Source organism: Saccharopolyspora sp. NPDC050389 (genome assembly GCF_040655595.1).
Lineage (GTDB): Bacteria > Actinomycetota > Actinomycetes > Mycobacteriales > Pseudonocardiaceae > Saccharopolyspora.
On sequence record NZ_JBFAKG010000073.1, the window covers coordinates 1 to 18,859 of the forward strand.

Consider the following 18,859-nt stretch of genomic DNA (forward strand, 5'->3'; position numbering starts at 1 on the left):
GGTAGGCCCGGCAGTCATTACGGTTACCCGGCAACGGCTTGCCGCGCGAAAGCACGGGTCAGCGGGCCTACAGCTCGCTGGCATTCCGGGTTTCCGGGGGCTGTTCGAGGTTCTGCTGGCGCTTGCGCTGTTCGGACTTGAGGCGATGAACCTCTTCCACGAACTCCTTCAGCGCGATTTCCTCGGTATCGCAGTACTTGTAGCGACCGACGCCGACCTCGAACGCTTCCCACTCGTGCTCGATCGAATCGGCGGTCTGCTGCAGGTAGAAGCTTCGTTCCTTGTACTTGTAGTAGCCCATGAAGCCGCTCGCGATACCGACCGCCAGCGATACGCCCAGCACTGCCCAGCGGATCGGCCCGCCTCCAGTGGAAATGCCGGATGCGCCGGTGGCGCCGATCGATCCGATGATCAAGATGCCTTGCAGCGCGTTGTTGACGTTGCGGTACTTCTTGCTGTCGTTGCGGAGCTTCTCGATCTCGCCGTAGGCCTCGTCCTTGTAGATGAGGCGCCGCGTCTGCTGATCGAAGGTGCCGTCGGCGACCCGCAGCTTTCTGGCGTCGCGCTTCGTCGCGATGAGGAGTTCGATCTCGCCCTCGCTGCGTCGGCGCTGACGCGGGGTGCCGTTCAGGTTCTTTTCGCCTTCGATGGCCACTTTGGGGCCGCCACCCGGGTCGCGGGCGAGCTTCACGGCTGCGACGCAGAACGCGATGGCGATGGCGAACCCGGGGATGCTGATCGCGACGAACGCGGAGCCGCTGAGCCAAGGCAGCCAGAACATGGCGTACAGGGCGAGTAATAACACCGGTCCGAGCGCGTAGGAGAGGACCGAAAACCGCTGTCGTCGTTTGGCGACCTTGGCCCAGTGCTCGTACTTCCGGATTTCGGCGTTGAGGCCCAGCAGTTCCGCGTTGGCCGCGAGGGCCGCCTCCCGCTGCTGTTCCGTCTCAGTCGTGGCGCGTCCTTGGCCCTGGCCGCGGCTGCCAGCCATTGGTGTCCTGTCCTTTCGTCGCCCGGCGTGCGGCGGGTTCAGTCGGAGTGAGGCGTGATGAGTAGCACGGTGCTGGAAAGTTGTTGCAGGACACCGCGTGAGGCGAGCGTGATGGCGCTGCAGAAGTCGATGAGCCGTGCGGCGGTGCTCTCGTCGGTGCCGGCCAGGTCGAGAATGACCACCCGCCCGCGCTGCAGGCTTTCATGGACCTGCCGGGCGGATTCCCGGTACGTGGACGGGCTGACGCGGACTGCCTGCTGCAGATGCACGGCAGGATTGGGTGGTGGGCTGCCACCCAGCGAAGCCAGCCAGTCCGAGTCCTCATGCGCGGTCGTGACGCGCGTAGCGTCGTCCTGGCGCACCCATGCCACGTCTGCCCGAAGTGCGGGTCGTTCCGGATTGCGCGGGAATCCTCGTGCGATCAGCCGGGCTGCGATCAAGGCCAGCGCGATTACCAGCAGGGGCCAGATCAGGACTTCGACGTAGCTCAACACGAGGTTCGCTTCTCCCACCAGGGCATCCTAAGGGTGATCGGCACTCCGATGACCATGTGCGTCCGGGCGGCTACCATGTCGGCGTCCTTTCCGGAGGCCAACTCCGAGGCGCGCGTCGTGTACGTCGACATCGATCCCATCGTGCTCGCGCACGCCCCGCCATCCTGGCCAACGACGCGAACATGAGGGTGGCCACCGCGGACATCCGTCGGCCGCGCGAGGTGCTGGACCACCCCGACGTGCGCGATCTGATCGATTTCGACCGGCCGGTGTGCGTGATGCTGTGCGGCATCCTGCACCACCTCCTCGACGAGGAGGACCCCAACGGCATCGTCGACACCTTGCGCGAGGCGGTCGTGCCGGGTTCGTTCTTCTTCATCACCAACTTCACGCGGCTCGGCGATGCGCCGGAGTCGGCCGAGCTCGAGCGCGTGCTGCTGTCCGAGCTGGGCACGGGACGGGTCCGGACTCCGGCTGAGCTCGCTCGGTTCTTCACCGGACTGGAGCTGCTCACGCCCGGGATCGTCCCGCTGCCGCTGTGGCGCCCGGACACGCCCGTCACCGACGCCACGTCCATCGCGGCCCGTTTCATGACCGGCGGTGTGGCCCGCAAGCAGTAGTCGTGCCACGACGCCGCTTTCGCCGGTGCGGGGCTTCCGCTGCTCCCGGGGCGCTTCGGCCGGAGACGTGCGGGATAAGCTGGGCGCGGGCGGATGATTGATTCCCGAGGTGGGCGGTGACCGGTGGCCATTGATGCGTTGGACGTCGGCGTGCTGTTCCGCGAGAGCCGCCGCGAGTCCGCGCCCGCGTACCGCCGCCTCAAGGACGTGATCATCGAGCAGATCGGCACCGGGCGGTGGCCCGAGGGCGAGCTGCTGCCGTCGGAGAGCCAGCTGGTGAACGCGCTGGGGCTGTCGCGGATGACCATCAACCGCGCGCTGCGCGAGCTGAGCTCGGAGGGGCTGATCGTCCGGCTCGCGGGCGTGGGGACGTTCGTCGCCGAGCGCAAGAGCAGTTCCGCGTTGTACGAGGTGCGCAACATCGCCGACGAGGTCCAGCGGCGCGGGCACCGGCACCGGACCGATGTGGTGCTGCTCCGGGCGGAGCCCGCCGATCTGCGGATGCACCGCCTGTTCGGGATAACCGAGGGCCGGCCGGTGTTCCACTCGCTGGTGGTGCACTTCGAGGACGACATCGCGATCCAGCTCGAAGACCGCCACGTCAATCCCGACCTCGCCCCGGAGTACCTCGACCAGGACTTCGCCACGCAGACGCCGAACAGCTACCTGTCGCGGATAGCGCCGCTGGGCAAGGGCGAGCACGTCGTGGAGGCGGTGCTGGGCACCGCCGAGGACTGCGCGCTGCTGGGCATCGAGGAAGTCGAGCCGTGCCTGCTGATCCACCGGCGCACCTGGTCGGAGGGCCGGCTCGTCAGCACCGCCCGGTTGCTGCATCCCGGCTCGCGATACCGGCTCGAAGGCACCTTCGACGCGACCTGATCCCTCGGATCCTCCCTGGTCGCCAGTGGTTTGTCCGGATTGCCCATGCGTTCCGCCCGGATTTCGGAACGGCCTCTTGACGAGCTGTATATACAGCACTATACATATCGCACCGCCTCGGATTGTGCCCGGCAGCACAGCCGGCGGTTCCGGTTGCAACGGAGGGAACAACGTGGTTCCCGCAGGGAGGAAAAGGTGAGAAAAGGCGCGGCGGCACTGACCCGTGGCCTCACGGCACGGCACATCCGCTTCATCGCCCTCGGCTCGGCCATCGGCACCGGCCTGTTCTACGGCTCTTCCGAGGCGATCAGCCAGGCCGGCCCCTCGGTGCTGCTGGCCTACCTGATCGGCGGCGCCGTCGTCTTCGTGGTGTTGCGGGCGCTCGGCGAGATGGCCGTGGCCGACCCGGTGCCCGGCTCCTTCGGCGAATACGCCAGCCGGCACCTGGGACGCCTGCCGGGCTTCCTGACCGGCTGGACCTACACCTTCGAGATGATCATCGTCTGCATCGCCGACGTCACCGCGCTGGCCGTCTACATGGGATTCTGGTTCCCCGACGTGCCGCGGTGGATCTGGGTGCTGGCCACGTTGTTCGTCATCGGCGCGGTGAACCTGCTGAGCGTCAAGGTCTTCGGCGAGCTCGAATTCTGGTTCTCCGTGATCAAGATCGCCGCGATCATCGCGATGATCCTCGGCGGCATCGCCATCCTCGTCTTCGGCTTCACCGGCGGCCAGGCGGAAACCGGCGTGAGCAACCTGTGGTCGCACGGCGGGTTCTTCCCCAACGGCATCGAGGGCTTCCTGCTCTCCTTCGCCGTGGTCATGTTCGCCTTCGGCGGCACCGAGATCATCGGCGTCACCGCGGGGGAGGCCGAGGAGCCGCACAAGACCATTCCGCGCGCGGTGAACAGCGTTCCGGTGCGCGTGCTGCTGTTCTACGTGCTGACCATCGGCGTGATCATGTCGATCACCCCGTGGCAGTCGATCAGCTCCTCGGGCAGCCCGTTCGTGCAGATCTTCGAGAGCCTCGGGCTGACCTCGGCGGCGACCGTCCTCAACGTCGTGGTGATCACCGCCGCGCTCTCGGCCATCAACAGCGACATCTTCGGGGCCGGCCGCATGCTGTTCGGCATGGCCGAGCGCGGCCAGGCGCCGGCGATCATGGGCCGGGTCTCGCGCAACGGCGTGCCCTGGATGACCGTGGTCATCATGACCGGCGCGCTCCTGGTCGGGGTGGTGCTCAACTACGTCGTCCCGGAGAACGTCTTCACGATCATCGCCTCCATCGCGACCTTCGCCACGGTCTGGGTCTGGCTGATGATCATGCTGGCGCACTTCCAGGCCCGCCGGAAGATGAGCGCGGCCGAAGTGTCGGAGCTCAAGTTCCCGGCGCCGCTGTGGCCGTACGCGCAGATCGCCGCGATCGCCTTCCTGATCTTCGTCTTCGTCCTGCTGGCGTTCTCCGCGGACACCCGCGTGGCGCTCGTCGTCGGGGCCGTGTGGCTCGTCGTTCTGACGATCTTCTACAAGCTCGGCGTCGACCGCCGCAACACCTCCGGCGGGAGTTCCGATGGCGATCGGCTCGCCGCGTCCGAAGCCGGCACCGGCTGACCTCCGAACACGCAGCTGTATAGACAACCATATGCTTCACCGGGCACCACCAGCCGGATGAATCGTGCGCGACGTCCCAACTACGAGGAAGAACAACATTGAGCATGCTCAGCCGTACCGAAGCCAGCGCGGAAACCGCCACCCAGCCGGTGGTCGTGGGAGTCGGCCCCGTCAGCCCCGCCGACGTCGTCCGCGTCGCCCGTGACGGCGCGCGGGTGGAGCTTTCCGAGGAAGCCCGCCAAGCCCTCGCGGCGACCCGCGGCCGGATCGAGCGCCTCGCCGAAGAGCCGAAGCCGGTCTACGGGATCTCCACCGGTTTCGGCGCGCTCGCGACCCGCCACATCCCGGTGGAACTGCGCCGGCAGCTGCAGAAGAGCCTCGTCCGTTCGCACGCCGCCGGAAGCGGCCCGGAGGTGGAGCGGGAGGTCATCCGCTCGCTGATGCTGCTGCGCCTGTCCACCCTGGCCACCGGCCGCACCGGCGTCCGCCCCGAGATCGCCGCCGCCTACGCCGCGATGCTGTCGGCCGGGATCACGCCCGTGGTCCACGAGTACGGCAGCCTGGGCTGCTCCGGCGACCTCGCGCCGCTCGCGCACGCCGCGCTCGCCCTGATGGGCGAAGGCCGCGTGCGGGACGCCGAAGGCCGCTCGCTGCCCGCCGCCGAAGCCCTCGCGGCCGCCGGGATCGCCCCGGTCGAGCTCGCGGAGAAGGAAGGGCTCGCGCTGATCAACGGCACGGACGGCATGCTCGGCCAGCTCGTGCTCGCCTGCCACGACCTGCGCAAGCTGGTGAAGCTGGCCGACATCACCGCCGCCATGAGCGTGGAAGCCCAGCTCGGCACCGACCGCGTCTTCGCCGCCGACCTGCAGGCACTGCGCCCGCATCCCGGCCAGGCCGCCGCCGCGGCCAACATGCGGCGCGTGCTCGCCGATTCGGGCATCGTGGCCAGCCACGCCGGTCCCGACTGCACCCGCGTCCAGGACGCCTACTCGCTGCGCTGCGCGCCGCAGGTCGCCGGCGGCGTCCGCGACACCCTCGCCCACGCCGAGTCGGTGGCGGCGGTCGAGCTCGCCAGCGCCGTGGACAACCCCGTGGTCACCCTCGACGGCCGCGTGGAATCCAACGGCAACTTCCACGGCGCCCCCGTCGCCTACGTGCTGGACTTCCTCGCCATCGTCGCCGCGGACCTGGCCAGCATCAGCGAGCGCCGGACCGACCGGTTCCTGGACCCCGCCAGGAACCACGGGTTGACGCCGTTCCTCGCGGACGACCCCGGCGTGGACAGCGGACACATGATCGCCCAGTACACCCAGGCCGCGATCGTCTCCGAGCTCAAGCGCCTCGCCGTCCCGGCCAGCGTCGACTCGATCCCGTCCTCGGCGATGCAGGAGGACCACGTCTCGATGGGCTGGTCCGCGGCCCGCAAGCTCCGCCGCGCGGTCGACGGCCTCACCCGCGTCCTGGCGATCGAGGCGCTCACCGCGGCGCGCGCCATGGACATGCGGCAGCCGCTGACCCCGTCGCCCGCCACCGGTGCCGTGCGCGACCGCCTCCGTGAGCACGTCGCCGGTCCGGGCGCGGACCGGCACCTGGCACCGGAGATGGAGTCCGCCGTCGAGCTGTGCCGGTCCGGCGCGCTGGTCGACGCCGTCGAGGAAATCATCGGCGCACTCGACTGAGAACCCTTCGCAGACCGGGCTTTCGGCCGTAGTCCGGGCGCGGGAGAGGCGTGACCTCTCCCGCGCCCGGACTGTCTGTCATTCTGGACAACTGCTTCGAGTCGGGGATTGCCCTCGGCATCCGCGCGGCGACTAATGGAACGAACCGATTTCGCGGCGCTAGGAGGGCGAATGGCGGGACCGTTGCAGGTCGAGCGCAGGTCGATCGACCCGATCCCGGACGGCGAGCGGCACGGCAACCCGCGCAGCCTGTTCACGTTGTGGTTCGCCGGCAACATGCAGATCACCTCGGCCGTCACCGGCGCGCTGACCGTGCTCGTGGGCCTGCACCCGCTGTGGGCGTTGCTGGCCATCGCGCTGGGCAACGCCATCGGCGGCGTGCCGATGGCGTTGCACGCGGCGCAGGGCCCGAAGCTCGGCATCCCGCAGATGATCCAGAGCCGCGCGCAGTTCGGCGTGTACGGCGCGGTGCTGCCGCTGGTCCTGGTGGTGCTGATGTACCTCGGCTACTTCGCCAGCGGCAACGTGCTGGGAGGCCAGGCGCTCGCCGCGATCACCGGACTGCCACTGGACGCCAGCATCCTGCTCTACGCGGCGCTGTCGGCGCTGATCGCGATCATCGGATACCGGCTGATCCACCGCTTCGGCTGGCTGGCGTCGCTGGTGTCGGTCGTGGTGTTCGTGTACCTGACGTTCCGGCTGGTCACCACGCACGATCTCGGGCCGGTGCTGGCGAACGCGGAGCTCGACCTGCCCGCGTTCCTGCTCGCGCTGTCGTTGACCGCGTCCTGGCAGCTCACCTTCGGACCGTACGTCGCGGACACCTCCCGCTACCTCCCGGCGAGCACCTCGATCCGGGCGACGTTCTGGTGGACCTACGGCGGAACCGCGCTCGGCGCGACCTGGGCGATGTCCTTCGGCGCGCTGGCGTACGCGGTGGCGGGGAAGGAGTTCAAGGGCCACGAGGTCACCTACGTGGTGGGGCTGGGCGGCGAGGCGCTGGTGCTGCCGCTGCTGCTGGCCGTCGCCCTGGGCAAGCTCACCATCAACGTGCTCAACATCTACGGCGGCTACATGACGGTGGCCACCACGTTGACCGCGTTCACGCGCAGGGCAGTGCTCTCGCAGGCGACCCGGGTCGGCTACATCGCGCTCGTCGGCGTCCTCGGCGGCGTGCTCGCGGTGCTGGGGCGCGGTGACTTCCTGTCGAACTTCGTGCTGTTCCTGCACTTCCTGCTGTACTTCCTCACCCCGTGGAGCGCGATCAACCTGGTCGACTTCTACTTCCTGCGCAAGGAGAAATACGACCTCGACGCGATGTACGACCCGGACGGGAGCTACGGCCGCTGGTGCGTTCCCGCGCTGGTCGCCTACTTCTTCGGCATCGTCGTGCAGATCCCGTTCTCCAACGTGGAGAAGGTGTTCACCGGTTTCATGGTTCCGCTGCTCGGCGGCGCGGACATCGCGTGGCTGCTCGGGCTGGTGGTGCCCGGCGCGATCTACTGGGCGGCGATGCGCAACCGGATCCGCGAGAATCGTGCCGTCGCGGGAGGTGGATGAGGTGGCGGAGTCGAGCGCGTCGCCGGCCGTCGGGCGGGCGCTGGACGTCCTCGTCCGGCTCGCCGAAGCACCCGGGCCGGTGCGCGCGGCGAGCCTCGCCCGGGATCTCGGCGTTCCGCGCTCGTCGCTGTACCACATCCTGTCGGTCCTGGTGGACAAGGGATTCGTGGTGTACCTGGCGGCGGAGCAGGCCTACGGGCTCGGGGTGGTGTCGTTCGAGATCGGCTCCGCCTACCTGCGGCACGAGCCCCTGGAACGGCGGGCCGCGCCGATCCTGCGCCGACTGGCCCGCAGCCTCGGGCAAACCGTGCACCTCGGCATCCTGCACGGCGCGGAAACGGTGTACCTGCTGAAGGAACAGCCGACCTCCGGTGCCGACGTCTCGCTGATCACCGACGTCGGCGTGCGGCTGCCCGCGCACCTGACCGCCAACGGCCGCGCGATCCTCGCCGGCAGCACCGACGCGCAGATCCGCGCGGTGTTCCCGCACCGCAGCGACTTCATCACCCGCACCGGTCGCGGCCCCCGGACGCTGGCGGAGCTGGGGGAGGGGCTGGCGGTCGACCGGGAGCGCGGCTGGTCGGAGGAGGTGGAGCTGGTCGCGCCGGGCCTGCGCTCCGTGGGCGCCGCGGTGTTCGACCACAGTGGACGGCCGGTGGCGGCGTTGAGCACCACGTGGAGCCGGTTCCACGAGCGCAACGAGCCGGCCGCGGTCGGCGAGGCGATGCGCGGCGGCGCCGCCAAGCTGACGGCGGCCATCTCCGGCCGCGACCCGCGCCCGGCGGCCTGAGCGCCGCGAAGCAGGTGTCTCGGATCCGAGAAAGGCCCGGCTTCGTGCTGTCGGCCGGGCGCCGCGCGGGATCTGATGGGACGAACGAGAACGGCTCGAACCTGGAGCAGCACATGACCAACGAAGACGCCCGCACCATTCGCGCGCCACGCGGCGCCGACCTGAACTGCCGCGGCTGGCAGCAGGAAGGCGCCCTGCGGATGCTGATGAACAACCTCGACCCCGAGGTCGCCGAACGACCCGACGACCTGGTGGTCTACGGCGGCACCGGTAAGGCGGCGCGGAGCTGGGCGGCCTTCGACGCGATCGCGGAGACCCTCAAGACCCTCGAGAAGGACGAGACGCTGCTGGTGCAGTCCGGCAAGCCGGTCGGCGTGCTGCGCACCCACGAGTGGGCGCCGCGGGTGCTGATCGCAAACTCGAACCTGGTGGGCGACTGGGCGAACTGGGAGGAGTTCCGCCGCCTCGACTCGCTGGGGCTGACGATGTACGGCCAGATGACCGCCGGGTCGTGGATCTACATCGGCAGCCAGGGCATCCTGCAGGGCACCTACGAGACCTTCGGCGCGGTCGCCCGCAAGCGCTTCGGCGGCACCCTCGCGGGCACCATCACGCTGACCGCCGGGCTCGGCGGCATGGGCGGCGCGCAGCCGCTGGCGGTGACCATGAACGAGGGCGTCGCGATCTGCGTGGAGTGCGACCCGGCGCGCATCGAGCGCCGCATCGCACACCGCTACCTCGACGTCCGCGCCGACGACATCGACGACGCGCTGCGGCTCGCGAAGGAGGCCCGGGACCAGCGCAAGCCGCTGTCGATCGGGCTGCCGGGCAACGCCGCCGAGGTGTTCCCGAAGCTGCTGGAGATGGACGCGCCGATCGACATCGTCACCGACCAGACCTCCGCGCACGACCCGCTTTCCTACCTGCCCGTGGGCGTCGAGCTCGATGAGTGGGCGGCGTTGGCGGAGCAGGACCCGGCGGCGTTCACCGAGCGGTCCCGCAAGTCGATGGCAGCCCAGGTGGAGGCGATGGTCGGCTTCCTGGACAAGGGCATCGAGGTCTTCGACTACGGCAACTCCATCCGGGACGAGGCCCGCAAGGCCGGCTACGACCGGGCCTTCGCGTTCCCGGGTTTCGTGCCCGCGCACATCCGGCCGCTGTTCGAGGAGGGCCTCGGCCCGTTCCGGTGGGCGGCGCTGTCCGGTGATCCCGCGGACATCGCGGCCACCGACAAGGCGATCATGGAGCTGTTCCCGGAGAATGAGCACCTGCACCGGTGGCTGACGATGGCCGGCGAGCGGGTCGCCTTCGAGGGCCTGCCCGCCCGGATCTGCTGGCTGGGCTACGGCGACCGCCACCGCGCCGGCCTGAAGTTCAACGAGATGGTCGCCTCCGGCGAGCTGTCCGCCCCGGTCGCCATCGGCCGCGACCACCTCGACTCCGGTTCGGTCGCCTCGCCCTACCGGGAGACCGAGTCGATGCTGGACGGCTCCGACGCGATCGCCGACTGGCCGCTGCTGAACGCGCTGGTCAACACCGCGTCGGGCGCGTCGTGGGTGTCGATCCACCACGGCGGCGGGGTCGGCATGGGCCGCTCCATCCACGCCGGGCAGGTCTGCATCGCCGACGGCACCGACCTGGCCGCCGAGAAGCTGACCCGAGTGCTCACCAACGACCCGGGCATGGGCGTGCTGCGCCACGTCGACGCCGGCTACGAGCACGCGACCGACGTCGCCAGGGAGCGCGGCGTGCGGATCCCGATGCTCGATGCGTGAGCAGGCGGGGCCCGGGGGCGGCGACGCCTCCGGGTCTTGCCGACCACATTGGACTTACAGGAGTGGAAAGTGATCGGTGAGGCGGTGAACCGCGCGCCGCAGCGCTGGAGCGGCCGCGACGACGGCCCGGGTTCCCAGCACCTCAGGTGGCACCACGTCGTCGGCGCCGGGAACGCGGACGTCGCGTTCCTCGGGTTCCGCAGCGATGAAGGCGTCCGCCGCAACAAGGGCCGCCCGGGAGCGGCGGACGGCCCGCGAGCCATCCGCGAGGCGCTGGCCTCGATGGCACTGCCCGCGCCGGTGGAAGCTGCGGACGTGGGCGACGTCGAGGTCACCGGCGATGCTTTGGAAGCCGGGCAGGAACGGCTCGGCCGGGTCGTGACGGGCCTGCTCGACGACGACCGGTTCGTCGTCGTCTTCGGCGGCGGCCATGAGATCGCCTACGGCAGCTACCTCGGCATCGCCGAATCGGCGCGGGTGCGCTCCGGCGCGAAGCTCGGCGTGCTCAACCTCGACGCGCACTTCGACCTCCGCGCCGACGAAACTCCCAGTTCCGGCACGCCGTTCCGGCAGATGGCCGAACGGGAGCGGCAGCGCGGCGAGAACCTGCACTACTCGGTGCTGGGCATCAGCCAGCCGAGCAACACCGAAGCCCTGTTCGACACCGCCGGCGAACTGGGCGTGGCCTACCTGCTCGACGACCACTGCGGCCCGGCGAACCTGGCCGTGGTGGACGAATTCGTGGACCGGTTCCTGATCGGCTGCGACGTCGTCTACCTGACGATCGACCTCGACGTGCTGCCCGCGGCGGTCGCGCCCGGCGTGAGCGCCCCGGCCGCCTACGGCGTCCCGTTGGAGACGATCCAGCACGTGTGCGAGCGGGTGGCGGCCAGCGGCAAGCTGGCGCTGTGCGATGTCGCGGAGCTCAATCCCGAGCTCGACATCGACAACCGCACCGCTCGAACGGCCGCTCGCCTGGTCCACCGGATCGTCACCACGCAACGCACTCACCAGTAGGGGAAGGAATGCCCGAGCACGAATCCGCCGAACGCGATCCCGCGGCGAACCGCGAGTTCTCCGAGGACGCTTTCGCAGCCATGCTCGAAGAGGAGCAAAGCACTGTCCAACGTGGACTGGAATAGCGGCCGGGGCTCAGCGCGGGGCGCTGGGGTGGTGTCTCGGTACGGTGATGGGAAATCCCGAATGAGAAAGGCTTTCCCGTGACCACGGGGCTCGTGCTCGATTGCGACACCGGGTCCGACGACGCCGTCGCGATCATGACTGCGGCGCTCCACCCGGAGCTGGAGCTGATCGCGCTCTCGACCGCCAACGGCAACGTCGCGCTGCCGAACACCCTGCGGGTCTTCTCCGCCGGCATCCGCGACAGCGTGGTGATCCCCCTGGACGCCACGCACAGCGCGCCGCTGACCGCGACCGACTGCGAGGAGTTCGACGAGTTCGGCACTCCGGCGGGAACGGCGGCGAGCCGGCTGATCCGCCACCGGATCGAGGAACAGCAGGACGATCCGGCGGCGACTGCCGTGCCGGTGCACGATGCGCTCTGCATCGCGTACCTGGTGCGGCCGGACGTCATCACGGACTCGGGCTCCTACCACGTGGACGTGGAGACCGGCGGTGACCGGACGCTCGGCCAGATGATCGTCGACACCCGCCCGTGGTCGACCGCGCCCGTCACCGCCACGGTCGCCATGGCCGCCTCCGCCGATGTCTACCGCGAGGTGCTGCGCGACGCGTTGCGCAACGACGCGAAGGCCGAGGTATCAGGCCTGAGGTGATCGGCACGGTGCGTGACCTGCGGCGTTCGAGTAGCTAGACGCCGCGTGGCGGGGGACTATTCGGGTATCCGCGTTCACGAAGGTGGTCCGGGTGCCAGATTTGTTCGTGAACGGACGGGGGCCGATTCGCGAGGTGTCAGCCTAGCGGTCGCCGACCCGTTCGACGCGAGCGCGAACACCGCGGTCGACCTGGTCCGAACCCGACCGAGGGGGCCGCGATGTCCACTTCGGACAGCAAATCCAGCAGCGACGACGCGCGGCTGAGCGAGCTCGGCTACACCTCCGAATTCCGCCGGGAGATGAGCCTGTGGGCGAACTTCGCCCTCGGGTTCACCTACCTGTCACCGGTGGTGAGCACCTACACGTTGTTCGGGGTCGCACTGGCCGCCGGCGGGCCGCCGATGATCTGGAGCTTCCTGCTCGCCGGCGCCGGGCAGTTCATGGTCGCCCTGGTGTTCGGGGAGATCGTCGCGCAGTACCCGCTGGCCGGCGGGATCTACCCCTGGTCCCGGCGGTTGTGGGGGAAGCGCTGGGCATGGATGTCCGGCTGGGTCTACCTGATGGCGTTGCTGGTGACGATCACGAGCGTCGCCTACGGCGCCGGGCCCTACATCGCCCTGCTGTTCGGCTTCCAGCCGACCGTGATCAACAACGTGCTGTGCACGATCGCGCTGATCGTCGTGGCCACGCTGATCAACTACGGCGGCACGAAGGTGTTGTCGATGGCCGCGATCATCGGGTTCACCGCCGAACTGCTGGGCGCGCTGTTCGTGGGCATCTGGCTGCTGACGACCCACCGCTTCCACGGCCTGGGGGTGTTGTTCGACAACTTCGGCGCCGGCGGGACCGGTTCCTACCTGCCGGTGTTCCTCGCGGCCGCGATCATCGGCTTCTACCAGTACTACGGCTTCGAGGCTTGCGGCGACACCGCCGAGGAAGTCCCGCACCCGGGCCGCAACGTGCCGAAGGCGATGCGGCGCACCATCTACATCGGCGGCGCCGCGGCGACGTTCGCGTGCCTGACCCTGCTCCTGGCGGTGCCCGATTTCGGCAAGGTCATCTCCGGCGAAGACCCCGATCCGCTGATCAACGTGCTCAACAGCGCCTTCGGCGCCGTGGGCGCGCGAGCGGTGATGGGCATTGTGCTGATCTCGTTCCTGTCCTGCACGATCAGCCTGCAGGCGGCGGCCGGCCGGCTGACCTACTCCTACGCCCGCGACGAGATGATCATCGGGTACAAGGTGCTGCGCCGCTTCTCCCACGCCCGCCACGTGCCGCCGTACGCGCTCCTGCTGGCCGGGGTGGTCCCGGTGCTGATCGCGTTGGGATCGCTGGTCTCCACCGACGCGCTCACCAAGATCGTCTCGTTCGCGATCCTGGGGATCTACCTGGCGTTCCAAATGGTCGTGCTCGCCGCCCTGCGCGCCCGGCTGAAGGGCTGGCGGCCGACGGGCGAGTTCACCCTCGGCCGGTGGGGGCTGCTGGTCAACGTCGTGGCACTGGCCTACGGCATCGGCGCGATGGTGAACATCTCGTGGCCACGAACGCCGCAGGCCGCCTGGTACGACAACTACATCGTGCTGCTCTCCGGCGGCATCGTCGTCGCCATCGGAGTGATCTACATGTTCACCACGCACCACTACGGCCGCAGCAACGCCCCGGCCGGGGACGCCGTACCGCCGCGCCGGCGGTGATCAGCGCGGCTCCACTCCGGTGCGAGCGGAGCCGCGCGATGGGTCAGAGCCGCAGTTGCGGCCAGTTCGCGGTGTCGCGCAGCAGTTGCCTGTCGTGGGTGGCGACCACGATCGCCGCCGAGGTCGCGACCAGCGCATCGGTGAGCTCGTCGACCAGCGTCGTCGATAGATGGTTCGTCGGCTCGTCGAGCAGCAGCACGTGCGGGCGTGCGGCCAGTGCGATCGCGAGTTGCAGCCGGCGCTGCTGACCGATCGACAACTCGGTGACCGGTCGGCCGACGGCGGCATCCGGCAGCAGCCCGAGCTCCGACAGCGGGATCGCGTCGCCGGTGAGCCGCCCGGACACGACGAGCTCGTCGACGGCCCGCTCGTAGGCATCACCGGCGATAAGCCGTGCCGGAGCCGGCGACTCCTGCGCGAGCCACGCGACCCGCGCCGCATCGTTGCGCACCACGGCACCTGACGTCGGCTGGAGCTCACCCGCGAGCAGCGACAGCAGACTCGACTTCCCGGCACCGTTGCGCCCGGTGATGACGAGGCGTTCGCCCGACCGCAACAGCAGCGACCGGGGTTGCTCCAGCCGCCCGCGCAGGGTCACTTCGTCGGCGTGCAGAAGCGGAACTCCAGGCATGTTCCCGAGCTCCGGGGCCTGGAACCGCAGCGGCGGTGCGGGCACGTCCACGCGGTGCGCGTCGAGGTCCTCCTGGCGCCGGTGGACCGCACGCACGAGTGCGGGCGCCCGCGTGGCGCGGGTGTGCTTGCCGGTGCCCTTGTCCGGACGCCACCCGGTGGACAGGCGGTCCTGCGCCGCCGAGAGCTCGTCGGCGAGTCGCTGGTGCTCGCGTTGCTGTGCGCTGTATTCGCTCTCCCAGCGTTCGCGTTCGGCCCGTTTCCCTTGCTGGTAGCCGAGATACCCGCCGCCGTAGGTCCGCGGCCGGCCGTCCCTGGTCGGGTCGAGGTCGAGCACCGAGGTGACGACGTCCGCGAGCAGCGCGCGGTCGTGGCTGACGAGCACGACGCCGCCCGGGTGTTCGCGCAGTCGCGCCGTCAGGTGTTCGAGCCCGGCCGCGTCGAGGTGGTTCGTCGGCTCGTCGAGCAGCAGCAGGTCGTGCCCGGCGCCGAGCAGGCAGGCCAACCGGACCCGGTAGCGCTGGCCGACCGACAACGTGTTCAGCGGCCGGGCGCGGTCGGCGACGGCTCCGAGAGCGGCCAGCGAGATGTCGACCTGGCGGTCGGCGTCCCAGGCGTTCAGGGACTCCGCGGCGGCCAGCGCTTCGGCGTATTGCTCGTCGGCGCCTGGGCGTTCCTCGACCAGTGCCGCGGTCGCCGCTTCGAGCTCTTGCAGGGCTCGACGCGCATCGGCGAGTTCGAGGTCGATGAGGTCGCCGACGGTGCGTCCGTCGTCGACCGGGATCTCCTGGTCGGCGACGCCGATGGTGCCGACCCGGTGCACGGTGCCGCTGTCGGGAACGAGGTACCCGGCGAGCACCTGCAGCAAGGTGGTCTTGCCTGCGCCGTTGCCGCCGACCACGCCGAGCCGGTCGCCTGCGGAAACCGTCAGGTCGGCGCCGGCGAGCACGGCGCGACCGCCGCGGGCGAGGTGGATTTCGGCGGCGCTGAGGTGGGATTGGGCGCGGGCCGGTAGGACGATGCGAGTGGACACGATTCCTCCGAGAACGGATCCCGCGCGCACCGAGCACAGTCCCGCGCTGGGCGATGAGGATCCGGAAAAGAAGTGCGTTCAACGACCGACGTGCTCAGCGCGGACCCGCCAAAGGCTGTCCGCTGCCGAGGTCGGCGCTCTCAGAGGAAGTAGTGGAATCGCACGGCTCGACTATAGCAAAGCCCCGCCGTGGATCGCTCGTGATTCCCGCCTCGCGGACTCCACCGTCGGACCGGCAGGTACGTGCGGGCCCTCACCGGAATCGTCCACAAGAGACGGAGCTCTGCTGAAATGCCGTGGCGGGCCGAGGATTCGACCACGGCCCGCCACGCTGAAAGGCGCGTAGGACTAGACGACCAGGCCCGAGCGCACGACGTGCACCGGCGACATGAGGACGGAGAGGTCGCGGTGGGGGTCGCCCGCGACGACGATGGCGTTGCCCTGGTAGCCGGCGGCGAGCCGGCCCGCAGCGCCCTCCACGCCGAGGAGCCTGGCGGCGGAGGTCGTTGCGGTCCGGATGGCGTCGAGCGCGGGCAGGCCGGCTTCGTGCATCAGCTGCACCTCGCGGCCGATCGGGTCGACGTCGCCGCCCGAGGAGTCGGTACCGGCGGCGAGCGGCACGCCCATCTCGTGGGCGGTGCGGACGGCGTCCTTGAGGATGGGCAGGTAGGTGCGTCCGCGTTCGGCCAGGACCGGGTTGGAGGACTCGGCGAGACCGGCCATCGCGGTCAGCGTCGGGGTGAAGTAGGTGTCCCTGCGGCGCATCTCGTGCAGGGTCCGTTCGCCGACGAAGACGCCGTGCTCCAGCGAACGGATGCCCGCGGTCACCGCGTCATGGCAGCCCTTCTCGCTGTAGCTGTGGCACAGGACGCCCTTGCCGCGCTTCCGGGCCGCGGCCACCACCTCGGCGAGCTGCTCGTAGGAGTAGACCTGCGTCTGCGGATCCTGCTCGGGCAGCCCGGCCCGCTCGTTGACCCGCGTCTTGATCACGTCGGCGCCACGGGCGAGGTTCACCTCGACGACGCGTCGCAGCGCCTCCGGCGAGCGGACGCCGTCCTTGAGCCGGGCGAGCGGCGTGAGGTCGGGGTCGGCGAGGACGGTGTCGCCGAGATCCGGGGTGACGAAGACGCCCGCGGCCTTCAGGTGCGGAGCCTGCCGCGGCGCCTGGAAAGCCAGCTCGCGCACGGCGATGTCCTGGTAGAAGTTCGTCGAACCGCTGCGGGCGGTGGTGGCGCCCTTGCGGACGGCGTCGCCGGCCTCGGATGCGGTGTTGAGGTGGATGTGCGCGTCGATCAGGCCGGGCAGGACCCAGTGGCCGCGCGCGTCGAGGCGAGGGGCGTCGGCGGGTGCCTGGACGCGGTCGCGGGAACCGGCCGCGCGGACGATGCCCTCGCTGATCACGACGACGCCGTCCTCGATGACCTCACCGGTCGCCGGATCGAGCAGTGTGCCGCCCTCGATGACCAGGTCGCCGCCGTTCGGGGCGGGCCGCGGAGCGGCTTCGGCTGAGCGGGGCGCGGTGGTCAGGGCGGCGGTTCCGGCCAGCACAGCGGCTGCTGCGAGCACCCCGCGTCGGGTGACGCTGCTGGGCGGCGGCGGGGTTGGGTCGAGGCACATCACGAGCTCCTAGATGTCCAAGCTTCGGGCGTTCTGTATACCAAATGAGTCGCCCGGTTCGAAACGCCCACGACTTGCTTCGCGTCAGCTTGATCGGATTAGCTTTTGGTATACCCGGAGGCCTAGCGGGCGGTGTGTCCGGAATGCCGGGCCGCGAGGACCTCGTGCGCGAGCGCCAGGAGGTCCGGGATGGCCGGGTGCCCCAGGCCCTCGCGCCAGGCGAGGACGACCGGAACGGTTGGCGCGTCCGCGAGCGGGCGGTAGACCAGCGACGGGTGCGCGTGGTTGCTCGGGGTGGCCGACGTCGAGATCCCCACGGCCCGGCCCGCGGCTATCGCGATGAGCCACTCGTCGGTGTTGGTCACCTCGATGGTCGCGGCGAGCGCGGGTGCGGTGCGCACGGGCGAGCGCTGAGCCGAGGCGCAGCGGTGGCCGGGTCGGCTGCTCTGGTCGGACAATGCGGTGACGTCGGCAAGGGGGTGGCCAACGTGTACCTGGATCCCGAACTGGCAGCGGCCCTGCCCGCGCTGCCCGACTTGCACATCCAGGACCTCGCCGGGGCTCGCGCCCGGATGCGGCAGTTGGCCGCGGACGTGGCGCCGGGCGAGGTCGTCATGACCGACCACGCGGTGCCTGGTGCGGATGACGGCTCCGTGCAGGTCAGGGTCTGCAGGCCGCCCGCTGCCACCGGCCCGCTGCCTGCTTTGCTCCTGCTGCACGGCGGTGGATTCGTGATGGGCGGCCTGGATGCGGTCACCGCGCAAGCCGTAGATTTGTGCGCCCGGGTGCCTGCGGTCGTCGTGGCCGTCGACTACCGGCTGGCGCCGGAGCATCCGTATCCGGCCGCCCTGCAGGACTGCGAGGCCGCGCTGCGCTGGACCGCTTCCGAAAGCGGGGCGCTGGGCGTCGACGCCGATCGGATCGGTGTGTACGGGATGAGCGCCGGCGGCGGCCTCGCTGCCGCGCTCACCCTGCTCGTCCGGGACCGCGGCGGGCTGTCACTGTGCTTCCAGCTGCTTGATGCCCCCGAGGTCGATGACCGGCTGGACACCGCCTCGATGCGGGCGTTCGTTGACACTCCACTGTGGAACCGGGCTGATGCGGTGCTGAGCTGGCGGCACTACCTGGAGGGCTGCGGCGAGACCGTTCCTCCCTACGCCGCACCGGCTCGCGCTAGTGATCTCTCCGGCCTCCCTCCGGCGTATGTGTCGGTTTACGAGAACGACCCACTGCGCGATGAGGGCTTGTACTACGCGTCCGGCCTGCTGCACGGCGGTGTGTCGGTCGAGCTGCACCTGTTCCCGGGCACCTTCCACCGGTCGGCGATCGTCACGAGCGCGGCCGTATCCCGACGCCAGAACGCCGAAACCGTCGACGCGATCCGGCGCGGTTTGAGCTCTTCCGCATAGAACTTGAACGTGACAGAAGGCGGCGGATCCGGCACGGATTTCGCTTTGTTTCTACTGGTGAACGCGATGTTTCCGGCTGAGTGTCGCCGTGAACAGACGGTATCCGGGATACGAAAACGTTGACATGCGACCCGGGCCGCTGCCAGTATCCGGGATACCAAATCTTCCTTTCATTCCGGTGTACCAGTTCACCGCAGGACCCCCGAACCTCCGGGATCCGGAGGGTGCATCGCCATCGGCGCCGGTCCTTCGTTCTCGCGCCAGGTATCCGCCTATTCGTT

The 18,859-nt window shown here is 69.8% G+C and carries 16 protein-coding genes; 11 read left to right on the forward strand and 5 right to left on the reverse strand.

Going from position 1 to position 18,859, the window contains the following annotated elements:
• Positions 1-67 precede the first annotated feature (67 nt).
• The gene (locus tag AB0I53_RS35410; RefSeq protein WP_358612935.1) at positions 68-991 is read right to left on the reverse strand and encodes a DUF4231 domain-containing protein; all 924 of its coding nucleotides are present in this window, start codon (positions 989-991) and stop codon (positions 68-70) included.
• Between the two features lie 38 nt (positions 992-1,029).
• On the reverse strand, positions 1,030-1,503 hold the full coding sequence (locus AB0I53_RS35415) for a cell division protein SepF (RefSeq protein ID WP_358612937.1): 474 nt from the start codon (positions 1,501-1,503) through the stop codon (positions 1,030-1,032).
• Between the two features lie 164 nt (positions 1,504-1,667).
• Between AB0I53_RS35415 and AB0I53_RS35420 the strand changes: the two genes are divergently transcribed.
• The 10 genes from AB0I53_RS35420 (at position 1,668) to AB0I53_RS35465 (ending at position 13,889) form a co-directional block, all read left to right on the forward strand.
• Entirely contained in the window at positions 1,668-2,105 is a 438-nt protein-coding gene (locus AB0I53_RS35420) for an SAM-dependent methyltransferase (RefSeq protein WP_358612939.1), read from the forward strand.
• Between the two features lie 123 nt (positions 2,106-2,228).
• Positions 2,229-2,984: a histidine utilization repressor gene (gene hutC, locus AB0I53_RS35425; RefSeq protein ID WP_358612941.1), complete on the forward strand. Its 756-nt coding sequence runs from the start codon at positions 2,229-2,231 to the stop codon at positions 2,982-2,984.
• Positions 2,985-3,029: 45 nt separating this feature from the next.
• Complete coding sequence (locus AB0I53_RS35430) at positions 3,030-4,595, forward strand: amino acid permease (protein WP_358612943.1); 1,566 nt, start codon at positions 3,030-3,032, stop codon at positions 4,593-4,595.
• Between the two features lie 104 nt (positions 4,596-4,699).
• Positions 4,700-6,274 (forward strand): histidine ammonia-lyase, encoded by a 1,575-nt coding sequence (gene hutH, locus AB0I53_RS35435; protein ID WP_358612945.1) that lies wholly within the window; start codon positions 4,700-4,702, stop codon positions 6,272-6,274.
• A 171-nt stretch (positions 6,275-6,445) separates the two neighbouring features.
• Positions 6,446-7,834 carry a cytosine permease gene (locus AB0I53_RS35440; protein ID WP_358612947.1) on the forward strand — a complete coding sequence of 463 codons (1,389 nt, stop codon included), beginning with the start codon at positions 6,446-6,448 and terminating at the stop codon, positions 7,832-7,834.
• Between the two features lies 1 nt (position 7,835).
• Complete coding sequence (locus tag AB0I53_RS35445) at positions 7,836-8,624, forward strand: IclR family transcriptional regulator (RefSeq protein WP_358612949.1); 789 nt, start codon at positions 7,836-7,838, stop codon at positions 8,622-8,624.
• A gap of 113 nt (positions 8,625-8,737) precedes the next feature.
• A complete protein-coding gene (gene hutU, locus AB0I53_RS35450) occupies positions 8,738-10,399 on the forward strand; it encodes a urocanate hydratase (RefSeq protein WP_358612951.1) in 1,662 nt (553 codons plus the stop codon).
• Positions 10,400-10,468: 69 nt separating this feature from the next.
• A complete protein-coding gene (gene hutG / locus AB0I53_RS35455; protein ID WP_358612953.1) occupies positions 10,469-11,416 on the forward strand; it encodes a formimidoylglutamase in 948 nt (315 codons plus the stop codon).
• Between the two features lie 203 nt (positions 11,417-11,619).
• Complete coding sequence (locus AB0I53_RS35460) at positions 11,620-12,195, forward strand: nucleoside hydrolase (protein ID WP_358612955.1); 576 nt, start codon at positions 11,620-11,622, stop codon at positions 12,193-12,195.
• A 218-nt stretch (positions 12,196-12,413) separates the two neighbouring features.
• A complete protein-coding gene (locus tag AB0I53_RS35465; protein WP_358612957.1) occupies positions 12,414-13,889 on the forward strand; it encodes an amino acid permease in 1,476 nt (491 codons plus the stop codon).
• Between the two features lie 43 nt (positions 13,890-13,932).
• Here the strand turns inward: AB0I53_RS35465 and AB0I53_RS35470 are convergent, their stop codons facing one another.
• From AB0I53_RS35470 to AB0I53_RS35480, 3 genes are all read right to left on the reverse strand, one after another.
• Positions 13,933-15,552, reverse strand: a complete 1,620-nt coding sequence (locus tag AB0I53_RS35470) for an ABC-F family ATP-binding cassette domain-containing protein (RefSeq protein WP_358612959.1) — start codon at positions 15,550-15,552, stop codon at positions 13,933-13,935.
• A 348-nt stretch (positions 15,553-15,900) separates the two neighbouring features.
• A complete protein-coding gene (locus AB0I53_RS35475) occupies positions 15,901-17,169 on the reverse strand; it encodes an amidohydrolase family protein (RefSeq protein ID WP_358612961.1) in 1,269 nt (422 codons plus the stop codon).
• A 122-nt stretch (positions 17,170-17,291) separates the two neighbouring features.
• The gene (locus tag AB0I53_RS35480) at positions 17,292-17,570 is read right to left on the reverse strand and encodes a hypothetical protein (RefSeq protein ID WP_358612963.1); all 279 of its coding nucleotides are present in this window, start codon (positions 17,568-17,570) and stop codon (positions 17,292-17,294) included.
• Between the two features lie 27 nt (positions 17,571-17,597).
• Between AB0I53_RS35480 and AB0I53_RS35485 the strand changes: the two genes are divergently transcribed.
• Positions 17,598-18,578, forward strand: a complete 981-nt coding sequence (locus AB0I53_RS35485; protein WP_358612965.1) for an alpha/beta hydrolase — start codon at positions 17,598-17,600, stop codon at positions 18,576-18,578.
• Positions 18,579-18,859 lie beyond the last annotated feature (281 nt).

Coding starts and splice junctions, on each gene's coding strand:
- AB0I53_RS35410 (WP_358612935.1), bottom strand. CDS start 991: ATGGCTGGCAGCCGCGGCCAGGGCCAAGGACGCGCCACGACTGAGACG.
- AB0I53_RS35420 (WP_358612939.1), top strand. CDS start 1,668: ATGAGGGTGGCCACCGCGGACATCCGTCGGCCGCGCGAGGTGCTGGAC.
- AB0I53_RS35430 (WP_358612943.1), top strand. CDS start 3,030: ATGCGTTCCGCCCGGATTTCGGAACGGCCTCTTGACGAGCTGTATATA.
- hutH (WP_358612945.1), top strand. CDS start 4,700: ATGCTCAGCCGTACCGAAGCCAGCGCGGAAACCGCCACCCAGCCGGTG.
- AB0I53_RS35440 (WP_358612947.1), top strand. CDS start 6,446: ATGGCGGGACCGTTGCAGGTCGAGCGCAGGTCGATCGACCCGATCCCG.
- hutU (WP_358612951.1), top strand. CDS start 8,738: ATGACCAACGAAGACGCCCGCACCATTCGCGCGCCACGCGGCGCCGAC.
- AB0I53_RS35465 (WP_358612957.1), top strand. CDS start 12,414: ATGTCCACTTCGGACAGCAAATCCAGCAGCGACGACGCGCGGCTGAGC.
- AB0I53_RS35475 (WP_358612961.1), bottom strand. CDS start 17,169: ATGTGCCTCGACCCAACCCCGCCGCCGCCCAGCAGCGTCACCCGACGC.